This window comes from Archangium violaceum Cb vi76 (assembly GCF_000733295.1).
Classification (GTDB): Bacteria; Myxococcota; Myxococcia; order Myxococcales; family Myxococcaceae; genus Archangium; species Archangium violaceum.
Genome location: NZ_JPMI01000031.1, coordinates 16,004 through 29,387 on the forward strand (window position 1 = coordinate 16,004; position 13,384 = coordinate 29,387).

The 13,384-nt window shown below is 71.2% G+C and carries 3 protein-coding genes; all 3 read right to left on the minus strand.

Annotated elements, in window-relative coordinates; translation table 11 throughout:
• Positions 1–9: 9 nt before the first annotated feature.
• Genes Q664_RS51615 through Q664_RS05690 form a run of 3 tightly spaced genes read right to left on the minus strand, consistent with a single transcriptional unit; the run spans position 10 to position 13,295 of the window.
• On the minus strand, positions 10–2,628 hold the full coding sequence (locus Q664_RS51615) for a MupA/Atu3671 family FMN-dependent luciferase-like monooxygenase (RefSeq protein ID WP_052517713.1): 2,619 nt from the start codon (positions 2,626–2,628) through the stop codon (positions 10–12).
• Positions 2,625–6,599 (minus strand): non-ribosomal peptide synthetase, encoded by a 3,975-nt coding sequence (locus Q664_RS05685; RefSeq protein WP_043390669.1) that lies wholly within the window; start codon positions 6,597–6,599, stop codon positions 2,625–2,627. Before Q664_RS05685 ends, Q664_RS51615 begins: the two co-directional genes overlap by 4 nt.
• A gap of 24 nt (positions 6,600–6,623) precedes the next feature.
• A complete protein-coding gene (locus tag Q664_RS05690) occupies positions 6,624–13,295 on the minus strand; it encodes a type I polyketide synthase (protein WP_052517714.1) in 6,672 nt (2,223 codons plus the stop codon).
• Positions 13,296–13,384: the final 89 nt, after the last annotated feature.

Sequence of the window (13,384 nt, forward strand, 5' to 3'; positions counted from 1 at the left end):
TCCATCCTCTCAGTGGAGCTCGAATGTAACCGGAGGTTTCCCGGGAAGCCGTTCGTCCAGGTGCTCGGCCAGCACGCGGCGGGTGCGCAGCGCCTCGTCATTGGCCAGCTCCTTCAGCTCCGCCAGGTACGTCAGGCCCTCGATGGCATGGGCCTCGGCGACGCCGAAGTCGATGAAGCACGCCAGCTCGTCCGCCCCGGCCTCCATCAGCCGGTCCACCATCGGCAGGCACGAGGTGGGCGTGCCAATCAGGGCGCTCATCCGGTAGTGCTGCTCGAAGGCGAACGTGGCCAGCGAGTCCAGCCACTTCGGATCGTCGATGTCCATCTGGATGTCCAGGCTCCGCACGCGCATCTGCTGGAGCCGCAGGTGCGTGCGCAGGTAGTGCGTGAGCGGACCTCGGACCCTATCGAGCACCTCGCCGGAGTCCCGCCCCACGAACGTGTGCAGCATCACCGACACCGTGCCCGCCGCCGGGTCATGTCCCGCTCTCGCCCGGGCCGCCCGGTAGAGGGCGATCTTCTCCCGCACCTCGTCCACCGGTTGCGAGGCCAGTGACGTCAGCACGTTCAGGCCCAGCTCGCCCGCCTTCTCGAAGAGCTCGGGGTTGCCGGGGCAGGTGAGCCAGATGGGCAGCTCGGGTTGGACCGGCCGGGGGAAGGTGCGGAGCTGGACCTCGTTGCCCGCTCCGTCTCGCGTGGCCACGGCGCCTCCGCGCCAGAGCTCTCGGACCTGCTCCAGCGAGCGGAACAGCACCTCGCGCTTCCCCTCGAAGTGGTCCGGTGCCAGCGCGAAGTCGTTGGGCATCCAGCCGGACGTCACGGACAGGCCCACCCGGCCCTTCGACAGGTTGTCGATGACCGCCCACTCCTCCGCTACCCGGAAGGGACTGTGCAGCGGCAGCACGACGCTGCCCGAGCGCAGGCCGATGCGCTCGGTGATGGTGCTCAGCGCGGCGCTCAGCACCGAGGGGTTCGGGTAGAGCCCACCGTGCTCGTCGAAGTGACGCTCGGGCGTCCAGATGGCCGTGAAGCCGTTGCGGTCCGCGAACCGTGCTCCGTCGAGGTAGAGGCGGTATTTGTCGCTCGTGCCCGCGCCCTCGTTGGCGAAGAAGAAGAGGCCGAAGCCGGGTTTCTTCCGGGCTCCGGTCGCCGGGCGCATCGGCTCGACACGGACCACGAGTGCGCCGGAGCCGGGCGTGCTCGAATCGGGAACCACGGACACCCGGGCCACCGCCGGGTGCCGCGCGAGCACGGCCTGGACCTCGGCCGCTCCGAAGCGGTTTCCCCCCGTGATGGAGCCCGCGATACGGTTCTCCGGCATCTCCGGTGGCGGCGAGAGCGCGGAAGGCTCCTGCTCGGCCCGGAGCGCCAGTTCCTCCAGGAGCGTCCCGAGGTGCGCGGCGGCGTGGGCCACCGCCGTGGAGGCGAGCTGTCCGGGGTCGTAGTGTAACCGCAGCTCCAACCGAGGTCCCTGCTCGGCGTGGACGACGAGCGGCGCGGGGAGGGCCGTCACCTCATGGGTAGGACCGTGGAAGCCGAGGCTCCGGGCGAGGGGTCCCAGGGCCTCGTCCTCGGTACCGGTGGTGACGATGCTGTCGAAGAGAGGCAGGTTCTCCGGAGGAACCTCGAGCCAGCTCTGGAACTGGGAGGGCGCGAAGTAATCGGAGGCGTGTCGCTCGGCGTATTCGGCCTGGAGACCTCGGAGCCAGCGCAGCAGCGTGCCACGTGGGGGGACCTGGAGCCGGCGGGGAACGAGCGTGGCGAAGCGCCCCACCAGCGTACCGCCGCCGGACAGTGCGGCCGGGAGTCCGTGCGTGAAGGTGCCGAAGAGCAGATCACCCCCCTGACCATACTGCTGGAGCAACACCGCCCAGGCGGCGTGGAGCAGCGTCGAGAGCTCCAGCGAGTGCTGCCGCAGAAACGCCTGCACGTGGGCAGTGGCCGTGGGCTCCAGGAGGAACCGCTGCATCATCCCCTCTCCCTCTGGGAGAGGGTCGGGGTGAGGGTCTTCCCGCCGTGTCACACGCCACGCCTCGGGAATCCGTGAGCACCGTGCGCCCTGGAGTGGCTCACGGGCCCTCCGTTCCGACTCCTGCGCGTCCTGTTGCTCGAACCACGCCATGAAGTCGCGGTGGGGCCGGCTCCTGCCGAGCACTGCCTCATTCCCCTCACGAGCGGCGCGATAGAGCACCATCAGCTCGCGGAGGCACACCTGCGCCGAGTCCTCATCGAGCACGAGCGGGTGGTACGTGAGGACGACCGTGCCCATCTCGGGCGAGTCCCGCAGCACGGTGACGCGGAGCAGGGGGGCGTTCGCGGGATTCATGCTCCGCCGCCGGTCCTCCTCGAGGAACGCCGCGAGTGAGGCCGTCCGCTGCTCCATGCGCGGCTCGACCTTCTCGCGCACCACCTGCACGGGCTCGTTCATGCCCTGGGCGAAGAAGGCGGTGCGCAGGGCGGTGTGTCTGACGAGCAACTGGCGCAAGGCGGACGTGAGGGCCGCCTCGTCGAGCCCCTGGCGGAAGCTCCAGTGAAGCTGGGCGGGACGGGCCTCCGGTGCCGAGGCCCGGGAGAGAAGCTCCCGCTGCACGGGCGAGAGCCGGTAGACATCCTGGACGTTCTTCATGGGAGGACGGCCTGTAGATGGCGGGCGAGCTCGGCCACGAGGGGCTCGGTCATCACGGAGTAGTGGTCTCCCGGCATCTTGACGAGCTGGGGCGGCTGTTGCGTCACGGTGTCCCAGCCTCCCATGGGTCCCGAGGCGGCCGCGAGCGCGCCTTCCTCCGGGCGGATGAGGAGGAGGGGGGCGGGGTGACTCCTGGCGGGCACGTACTCCTGGAAGGCGCGGGCGTGGGCCCGGTAGACGCCGAAGCGGGCACGCAGCACCTCGAGTCCCACGCCGGGAGGCAGCGCGCCCACGCTCCGGGCCCGCTCTCCCAGCAGGGAGAGCCGTGCCTCGGCGTCGAGCGGAGCGAGCTCCTCGGCGGACAGCGTGAGCTCGTGTCCGGCGATGCGTCCCAGCTCCATCGCGAAGCCTGGCAGCAGCGTCGTGTCATCGAGCCGCGCGGGCCCGGCCCCTGGCTGGAGCATGGGCACCCAACTGTCGATCAGCGCGATCCGCTCCACGCGCTGCCCCCGGCGAATCAACTCGCGCGCCATCTCGAAGACGACCAGTCCGCCCATGGACCAGCCCGCGAGGGAGTAGGGGCCCTCGGGCTGCACCCCGCGCAGGACCTCGAGGTAGGCCGACGCCATGGCCTCGAGCGAGGTGAAGGGCTCGCGGTTGCCATCGAGCCCCGGGGCCTCGAGCCCGTAGACGGGTTGCTCCATCCCCAACCGCCGGGACAGTGGCACGTAACAGAGCGCGCTGCCGCCAATGGGGTGCACACAGAACAGGGGCCGCCGCTTGCCCTTCGTCTGGATGGGAACAAGCGGCGTCCAGTCCGCGCTGGCCGAGGGCTCCTGGCGCAGCAGCTCGGCGAGCCGCTCGACGGTGGGGTGCGTGAAGAGCACCGAGAGGGGCAGGGTGCGGCCCAGCCGCTTGGACACCTGGGACAGCAGACTCATCGCGAGGAGCGAGTGCCCACCCAGCGCGAAGAAGCTCTGGTCGATGCCCACCGGCCGCACTTTCAACAGCTCCTCCCAGAGCTCGACGAGCCGCAGCTCCACGGCGTCACGCGGGGCGATGGGAGGCGCCTCGGGAGCGCGGGCACCCGTGGGCGCGGGCAGGGCCTTGCGGTCCACCTTGCCGTTGGGGGACAGCGGCAGGACGTCCAGCACCACCACCGCCGAGGGCACCATGTGTGTGGGCAGCCGCTCCGAGAGGTGGCCATGCAGCACCTCGGGCTCCGGCGTGTGGCCCGCGCCCGGTACCACGTAGGCCACCAGCCGCCGGTCGCCCGGTACGTCCTCGCGAGCCACCACCACCGCTTCCTTCACCGTGGGGTGCTCCAGGAGCCGCGATTCGATCTCCCCCGTCTCGATGCGGAAGCCGCGGATCTTCACCTGGTGGTCGGCGCGCCCGAGGAACTCGATGCGGCCATCCGGCAGGTACCGGGCGATGTCTCCCGTCCGGTACATGCGCTCGCCCGGCTCGCGGCCGAAGGGTTTGGGGAGGAATCGCTCCGCGGTGAGCTCCGGCCGGTGGAGGTAGCCCACCGCGAGCCCGTCGCCGCCGATGTACAGCTCGCCGGGCACGCCCACTGGCACGGGCTGGAGCTGTCCGTCCAGCAGGTACACCTGGGTGTTGGCGATGGGCCGGCCGATGGAGACGGTGCGCTCCACCTGTTCCGGCTCCTTCATCACGTAGCAGGTGGTGAAGGTGGAGCTCTCCGTGGGCCCGTAGCCGTTGATGACCCAGCCCGCGCGCGAGAGCCGCTCCCTCACCCGGCCCGGAGGAATCACGTCACCGCCGGCGAGCACCTGGCGCACGGAGTCCAGCGCCTCGGGGTGGTATGCCACCATCTGGTCGAAGAGGGGCGCCGTCAGCCACAGGGTCGTCACCGCGTAGCGCTTCAGCACCCCGCCCAGCTCCTCGAGCGAGTGCATGTGCGGAGGGCACACGGCCAGCTTCGCGCCGTGCAGCAGGCTGCCGAAGAGCTCGAAGGCCGAGGTGTCGAAGGAGATGGGCGATAGCAGGAGGAAGGTCTCTCGTGGCCCGGTCTCGAAGTAGCCGGTGTCCATGGCCATGCGCATCACGCCGCGGTGGGGCACGCACACGCCCTTGGGCCGTCCCGTCGAGCCCGAGGTGTACATGACATACGCGAGGTCCATGGAGTTGGTGCCCACTGTAGGCGGTGGTTCCTCGCGCGACGCGGCGAGCTTCTCGCGGTCCTCGTCCATGAGCACGCGCCGCTCGCTGCCCGAGGGCAGCAGCTCCGCCAGTGAGCGCTGGGTGACGAGCACGGAGACGCGGGCCTGGTCCAGCATGAAGGCCAGGCGCTCGCGAGGGTAGGCCGGGTCCAGGGGCAGGTACGCCCCGCCCGCCTTGAGGATGCCGAGCACGCCCACCACCGTCTCCGGCGAGCGCTCCAGGCACAGGGCGACGATGGCGCCCCTCCCCACGCCGAGCGAGCGCAGGTGCCACGCGAGCTGGTTGGCGCGACGGTCCAGCTCCCGGTACGTCAGGCGCGCGCCTTCCGCTTCCACCGCCACGGCGTCCGGCGTCCGGGCCACCTGGGCCTCGAAGACCTCGTGCAGGCAGGCGTCGCGCGGGAAGGGCCGCGTGGTGTCGTTCCACTCCACCAGCAACTGGCGCCGCTCCTCCTCCGTCACCAGGGGCAGCTCGCGCAGCCGCCGCTCCGGCCAGGCGACCATGCCCTCCAGGAGGACGCGCAGGTGTCCGAGCAGCCGGTCGACGGTGGCGGTGTCGAAGCGGCCCGTGTCGTGGACGAGCTGCAACTCCAGCGTCTCGGCCAGGTCCGCCATGAGCGTGAGGGGATGGCCCGTCCGGGGGTCCGCGTAGCCGATGCCGTCCAGGGTCACCTTCCCTCCGGCGAAGGGAGGGAGCTTCGGCATCGGGCCGCTGTGGATGGCGATGACGCTCTGGAACAGCGGCTGCCCACGCGGCACCTGTCCGAGCCCCTGCACCTCCACCAGCGAGAGTTGATCATGCCGGCGCGCGGCGACCTGGTCCGCCTGGAGCTGCTTGAGCCACGGGACGAGCCGGGCCTCGGGAGGCACCGCCGTGCGCAGCACCAGCGTGTTGATGACGAGCCCCAGCATCATCTCGGAGCCGGGGAGGGACGGAGAGCGGCTGGAGGTCACGTTGCCGAAGGCCACGTCGCGCTCTCCACTGTAGCGGGAGAGCAGCAGGGCCCAGGCGCCCTGCACGAGCGTGCCCGGTGTGAGCTGGTGCTGACGGGCGAGCGCCGCGAGCCGCTCCAGGGTGGTGGCGGGCAGGCGGATGGAGCGGGCGGCATACGTCGCGTCCGCCTGGATGGGCAGCTCGGCGCCCCGGTCCACCCAGAATGGCGTGGGCGCGGTGAAGCCCTGGAGCGCCTGTCGCCAGTACTGCTCGGACTCGGCGCGGTCTCGCTTCGACTGCCAGGCGATGAAGTCCCGGAAGGGGCGGACCGGCTCCAGCTCCGGCTCGCGTCCCAGGGAGAGCGCGTCGTAGTGCGAGGCGAGCTCCCGCAGGCACAGGGGCAGCGACCACCCGTCGAGCAGCAGGTGGTGGTAGCTCCACAGGCACCGGTACAGCTCCGGTCCGAGCCGCAGCACGGCGAAGCGCATGAGGGGGGCCGCGGTGAGGGTGAAGCCCCGCTGCCGGTCGGTGGCGAGCAGGGCGTTCCATTTCGCCTCCTGCTCACTCTCCGGGAGGTCCTGCCAGTCCTGCTGCTCCCAGGGCACCTTCACCTCGCGGCGCACGGCCTGGATGGGCTCGGCGAGGCCCTCCCAGAAGAAGGCGGTGCGCAGTACGGCATGGCGCTCCACCATCCGTTGCAGCGACTGGCGCAGCAGCGCGGCATCGAGCGGCCCGCGCCACAGCCAGTACACCTGCTCCACGTAGGTGCCTCCCCGGGGCGAGTAGAGGCTGTGGAACAGCATGCCCTGCTGCATCGGCGAGAGCCGGTAGACATCATCGACGTTCTTCATGGCGTCCTCGGGGATGCGGTGCGGTCACTCGTCGGACAGGTCGGCCTGCTCGAGCAGCAGGGCGAGGGTGTCCATCTGCGCCTCGTCCAACCGGGCGAGGGGGAAGTCGGAGGCGGTGAGGGCGGCGCGGGTGTTCTGGTCCCCGGCGCACAGCGCGCGCAGTGCACCGAGTACGTCCGTGGCGAGCCGCTCCACGTCCGAGTCCCGGCATGCGCCCTGAGCATGGATGCAACGCAGGTGGAGCCGGCCGCCGGACAGCGAGCCCTCGAGCACCAGGGCGTGGTCACCCGGTGGGCGTTGACTGGAGAGCCCTTCCGGGAGCTCCTCGCCCGCGCCCGACAACCGCAGTTCCACGTCGGCCCGGGGACGAGCACCGCCCGCGGGGAGCTGGCGCACCTGCTCCTTGATGGCCTTGAGGAGCGAGACCTCATCGGCGCCCTCGGGTGTTTCGAGGCGCAAGGGCCAGCTCACGTCGAAGCAACCCACGGTGCGGGAGCAGTCGATGCCCTCGAACACGCCGCGCCCGTCTCGGGTGAAGTCGACGAGGTGCGCGCGTCCCTTCGTCCAACCCGGGAGCGCCCGGGCCAGTCCCATGAGCAGCGCCTCGCCGAGGTCGGCGCGCCAGTCGCTCGTGAGCTTCTCCCGGAGCGTTCGAGTCTCCTCCACCGTCAGCGACACCGTGTGCTCGCGCAGGGGCCCTCGCGCGGTGCGCTCCACGGGGATGCGCGTGAGGTTCTCCCATGACGGGGCTTCGGTGCTCCGGGACGCGGTGGTCTCGGCCAGACGCTCCGCCCAGTGCTTGAACGAGGCTGTCTTCGGGCGTGGGCTCTCGCCGTCCTTGCGCCGCAGGGCTTCCTTCAGGTCCTCGGCGAGGATGCGCCACGAGGCCGCGTCGAGCACGAGCGCGTGGCCGGCCAGCAGGAGGCGGTCCTCCCGTCCCGGGCGATGCACGAGCGTCGCCACGAGCAGCGAGCCCTGGTGCGGGTCGAGCTTCGTCTGGAGGTTCGTCTCGTCAGCCCCCATCAGGAGCGGCACGGCCGTGCTCGGAGGCATGCCCTCCTGCTTCCAGCCCGTGTCCTCGCGGACGAAGCGGTGACGGAGCGCATCGTGCTGAGTGAGCACCTCTCCGAGTGCCTTCTCCAAGCGGGGAAGCTCGAAGGTCCCGGGGAGGTTCAGCCCCAGCACCCGGCTCGCCCCGGTGGGAGGAGGAGGGCTCTCTCCGAGGAAGCGGTGCTGTTCGGGCGTGAGGGGCACGGGCCCCACCACCGGACCCTGGAGCGTCAGCAGCCCCTCCAGCACGCGGGCGAGCTGCGCGATGGTCGAGCTCTGGAAGAACTGCTCCGGGTTGAGCTGGAGTCCCTGACGGCTTCCCCTGGCCATGATCTGGATGGCCATGACGGAATCGCCGCCGAGCTCGAAGAAGTCGTCGTGGACGCCGATGCCCTCGATGCCCAGCACCTCCTGCCAGGCCGCGGCGAGCTTCTGCTCCAGCTCGTTGCGAGGCGCCACGTAGGCCGTCTTGAGGCCCGGCCGGGGCTGGAGCCCGCTGCTCTCCGTGCGTGAACCGCCCACCGCCTCCGCGATGCGCTCACGGACGACCTCGTCGGTGCGCTCCTGGGTGGCGCGCAGATCCCTCACCGAGACCACTACCTGCGGCATCACCCGCGCCGCCAGCAGCCGCTCGAGCGCGGCCACGCCTTCGTGCGGGAGGATCTCCTGCCGCTCGGCCTCGGGCCGGCCGGTGCCGGACTCCGGCTCCTGCTGCGAGGCGGCCAGTGCACGGAGCTCGGCGGCGGGGTCGTTCACCCGCTTCTGGGTCAGCCGCTCCACCTCGGCGACCACCCGGCCTTGCTCGTCCATGAGCACGGCCTCGAAGACGAGCGTTTCGCCATCGGAGCCGGCCTGCTCCGGGAAGCGCGCGAGGGCATGGATGCGTCGCGGAATGGGCCCGAGGAAGCGCAGGCGCCCGTAGCCGAACGGCAGGTAGAAGCCGTGCTCGGCGAGGAAGCTCTTCGCCATGCCGGAGGTCCGGTCCATGAGCGAGGGGTGGAAGTGCATCCGCTCGAAGTCCGCGGAGAACTCCGGCTGGAGCTCCAGGGTGACGAGCAGCTCGCCCTGGCCCACGTGGAGCTGGCGGACGCTGCGCCACCGGGGCCCGAGGTCCTCCTCGTACTCGGCCTCGAAGGAGGCGGGCGTGTGGCCGCACCGGCGGCGGATGGCGTCGACGTCGAGCACCCGCGGCTCCGGAGCACGGATGAACCGGGCGTGGCCAGTGGCATGCGCGGTGGCCTTGCCCGTGCCGTCCTTCGGTTGCGAGCGCACCACCCAGCGGTAGTCCTCGCCCTCCTTGTCGATGACGAGCCGGATCTCGCGTGTCTCGCCGTCCGGCACGCGCAGCGGGAAGAGGAAGAAGGTGTCCACCAGCTCGAGCGTCCTGCCCTGGGCGCGGCCGGCGAGCGCGGCCCGGACCAGCTCGAACCAGGCGACGCCGGGGACGGTGGGGACGCCAACGATGCGGTGCTCGTCCACCACCCAGCGCGAGGGGCCATTGCCGATGTCGCTGGCGAAGACGAGGCGCTCCGGCGTGTCCACGAGGCAGCGGTGGAGGAGGGGATGGTCGAGCACGCGGACCGGCTCCTCCTCACGGGAGCCCTTGCGCGCCGCCATGCCGACTTCATCCCAGGCGCCCCAGTTCACCGCCACGGCGTGGATGCCGGTGCGCGCGTGCCAGGAGCGCAGGAAGGCATCCAGGAAGGTATTGGCCGCCGTGTAGTCCACCTGCCCGAGCCGGCCGACGACGGAGGACAGCGACGAGCAGGCCACGAGGAAGTCGGGTTGGGAGCCCTCGAGCGCGGCCGCGAGCACCTGGGTCCCCTTCACCTTGGGGGCCAGCACGGCGGCGGCGGCCTCGGGCGTCTTGAGCTGGATGAGACCGCCGCCCGGAACACCCGCCGCGTGGATGACGCCATGGAGCGCACCGAAACGCTCCCGGGCCGCGGTCACGGCTCCGCGCATCGCCTCGAGCCCGGTGACATCCGCGCGGCACACGAGCACCTCCGCGCCCAGCTCCTCGAGCCGCTGGACGGCGCGGATCCTCCGGCGTGTCTCCTCCTGGCCGGGAGCCTCCAGGAGCCGGGGCCACTCCTCGCGAGCAGGCAGCCCGGTGCGGCTGGTGAGCACGAGCCGGGCCTTCACCCGGGTGGCGAGCGCCTCGGCGAGCGAGAGCCCCATGCCGCCGAAGCCACCGGTGATGAGGTAGACGCCACGCTCGCGCAGGGGCGGCGTGCCCTCCTCGATGCGGAGAGACTCGAAGTCCTGAACCCACCGCCGGTTGTTGCGGTATGCGACGACGGGCTCCTCGGAGTTGGAGGAAGCCTCCGCCGCCAGCAACCCGGCGAGCCGCTCGAAGTGGAGGCTGTCCGCGGGAGGCAGCGAGACGTCCACGCTCCGGCAGCGGAGGCTGGGGTACTCACGGGGAATGACGCGGACCGGGCCGAGCACCGTGGCCTGCTCGGGCCACACGAGGTCTCCGCCGGTGACCTCCTGCATGCCGTTGGTCACGGTCATCAAATGCACCGGGCGCTCCAGGCCCTGGCTCCCGAGCGCCTGTGCCAGCATCAGCAGGTCGTGGAAGGAGCGGGAGAGGACGTCCTCGGAGGAGACACCGGTGGTCTCGGGCGTGAGGCCGAAGAGATAGAGGATGCGCTCCGGGGCGCGCCCCTCTGTGCGCAGCTCCGAGAGCAGGGAGGCATGGGCCTCGCGGGTGGGGGCCAGCTCGAAGGTGTCCGCGCCCGTGCGCCGGAAGGCGCGTCCCAGCCGGGCCTCGACCACCTCCGCGCCCTGTTTCCGGAGTTGCTCCGCGATGCGCGCACCGAGCCCCGCCCCATCCGTGAGCAACAGCCAGGCCGTGGGCTTCGCACCCGCCGTGGGCTTCGGCACGGAGGGAGGCACCGACTCCTTCCAGACCGGCAGGTAGAACCAGCTCGACAGGTCCGTGTGCTTCTCGAGCGAGCCCACCGGCGCGGAGGGGGCGGCACGGAGCTCGACCCAGTGGCGCTGGCGCTCGAAGGGGTAGGTGGGCAGTGGCACCCGCTGGCGCTTCTCCGAGGAGAAGAGACCCGGGGCGGCCACGCCGTGCAGCCAGAGCTGGCCCACGGTGCGCAGCAGGTGCTCCACGTCCGAGGTGCGCTGCTCATCGGGCGCTGGCAGGCAGCTCAGCACCGCCGTGTCCGGCTTCTTGCGCGGGTGCCACCGCGCGAGCGTGCGCAGGGCACGTCCCGGACCCACCTCGAGCAGGAGGGCCTTGTCCTCCTTCAGCAGCTCATCCAGTCCGTCGGCGAAGCGCACGGGACGGCGCAGGTGCTCGGCCCAGTAGCCCGGGTCCATGGCCTGCTCGGCGGACAGCCACGTGCCCGTGGTGCCGGACAGGAAGCGGCGCGTGGGCGGGTGGCGCTTCACCCGTGCCACGGCCTCGCGGAAGGGGGCCACCGCGGAGTCCACCCGCGCGCAGTGGAAGGCATGGGACGTGTGCAGCCGCCGGTACGTCACCGCGCGCTCCGAGAGCCGCCGCTCCAGCGCTTCAACGGCCTCGCTGGAGCCCGCGGCGACACATGAGGACGGGCCATTCACCGCGGCGAGCTCCAACCCGGCGCCGAGCAGTGGAAACAGCTCGCGCTCGGAGAGCTGGACGGAGAGCATCGCGCCCGGGGGACACGCTTGCAGCAGGCGGCCCCGGAGCGCGACGAGGTCCAGCGCGTCCTCCAGCGAGAACACGCCCGCGAGGCACGCGGCGACGAACTCGCCCACGCTGTGTCCGATCATCGCGTCCGGCCGGAGACCCCAGGCCTCGAGCAGCTTCGCCAGCGCGTACTCGACGGCGAAGAGGGCCGGCTGCGCGAGGGCGGTCTGCTCCAACCGCTTCGCCGCGTGGGCGTCGTTCCGGTCGGCGGGGAAGAGGACCGGGCGCAGGTCCAGGTCATGGCGCCGGCGCAGGGATTCGAGGCATCGGTCCAGTTCCTCGCGGAAGACGGGCTCGGAAGCGTGGAGGTCCGCGGCCATCCCCAGATGCTGGGAGCCCTGGCCGGGGAACATGAACACCAGCGAGCGGCGGACGGGCTCCTGCACGCGGGAGACCACCTGTCCCGGATGGAGGCTCTCGAGCGCCGCGATGGCATCCGACGCGTCACGGCACACCACGAACCGGCGGTGGTCGAAGGTCCGCCGGCCCACGGCGAGCGTGTACGCCACGTCCGGGAGTGGCAGGCCGGGGTTCTGCTTCAGGTGTTGGGCGAGCCGGGCCGTCATGGCCTCCAGGGCCGCGTCCGAGCGGGCCGACAACGGGAGGAGCTGGAAGGGGCGCGAGGCAGCCGGGCCCGTGTGCTCCGGTGCCTCCTCGAGGACCACGTGCGCGTTGGTGCCGCCGAGGCCGAAGGCGCTCACGCCCGCGCGCCGGGGGGCGGGACCGTCCCAGTCGCGCAGGCGCGCGTTGACGTAGAAAGGGCTGGAGTCGAGGCCGAGCTCCGGGTTGGGAGACTCGAAGTGGAGGCTGGGCGGGAGGCGCCGGTGCTGGAGCGCGAGCGTCGTCTTGATGAGCCCGGCGACACCGGCCGCGGTGTCCAGGTGGCCGAGGTTGGTCTTCACCGAGCCGAGCGCGCAGAAGCCCTGGCGCCGCGTGTGGCGGCGGAAGACCTGGGTGAGCGCCTGGACCTCGATGGGGTCGCCAATCGGCGTGCCCGTACCATGGGCCTCGACGTAGGAGATCGAGTCGGGAGACACGCCCGCGAGGGCCTGGGCCATGGAGATGACCTCGGCCTGGCCCTCGACGCTCGGGGCGGTGTAGCCGACCTTCGAGGCGCCATCGTTGTTGAGTGCGCCACCTCGGATGACGGCGTGGAGGGTGTCACCATCGGCGAGCGCATCCGCGAGCCGCTTGAGCAGCACCACGCCCGCGCCGCTGCTGGGGACGGTGCCCTGGGCCCTGGCGTCGAAGGCGCGGCAGTGGCCGTCCGGCGAGCCGATGCCGCGCTCGTTGTAGAGGTAGCCGGTGCGCTGGGGGAGGGGGAGGGAGACGCCGCCGGCCAGCGCCATGTCGCACTGGTGGCTGAGGAGCGACTGGCAGGCGAGCACCACGGAGACGAGCGAGGTGGAGCACGCGGTCTGCACGGAGATGCCCGGTCCCTTGAGGTCGAGCTTGTACGCGGTGCGCGTGGCCAGGTGATCGTTCTTGTTGTGGAGGATGGCCTGGAACGCGTTCGCCGTGCCCACCAGCCGTCCGGCGGGGGCGAGGTGGTGGAGCAGATAGCCGTTGGCTCCCGCGCCCGCGTAGACGCCGATGGGGCCCGCGTAGGCCGCGGGGTCATATCCGGCGCGCTCGAAGGCCTCCCAGGCACACTCCAGGAACACGCGCTGCTGCGGGTCCGTGAGCTCGGCCTCACGCGGGGAGAATCCGAAGAAGCGCGCGTCGAAGAGTTCGATGCCCTCGAGGACACCCCGCGCCTTGACGTACCGTGCGTCGCCCAGCTCCGCCGGATCGATGGCCGCGCGCTCCAGCTCCGCGTCGGAGAAGAAGGAGATGGACTCGATGCCTTCCTGGAGGTTGTGCCAGAACTGCTCCACGGTGGGGGCGCCAGGGAATCGGCAGGCCATGCCGATGATGGCGATTCCTTCCACATCCAGGGGCTGCTGCTCGATGCTCATGCGGTTCCTTGTAGCATCCGCTTATCGGGGAACTCCCGTGTAAATGAACATGACATCAAGTTCAACTTGGGATGGCGCAGCGTGTTGAA

Excerpts from the sequence above, each read along its gene's own strand:
- Q664_RS05685 (WP_043390669.1), bottom strand. The coding sequence starts at position 6,599 with ATGAAGAACGTCGATGATGTCTACCGGCTCTCGCCGATGCAGCAGGGC.
- Q664_RS05690 (WP_052517714.1), bottom strand. The coding sequence starts at position 13,295 with ATGAGCATCGAGCAGCAGCCCCTGGATGTGGAAGGAATCGCCATCATC.
- Q664_RS51615 (WP_052517713.1), bottom strand. The coding sequence starts at position 2,628 with ATGAAGAACGTCCAGGATGTCTACCGGCTCTCGCCCGTGCAGCGGGAG.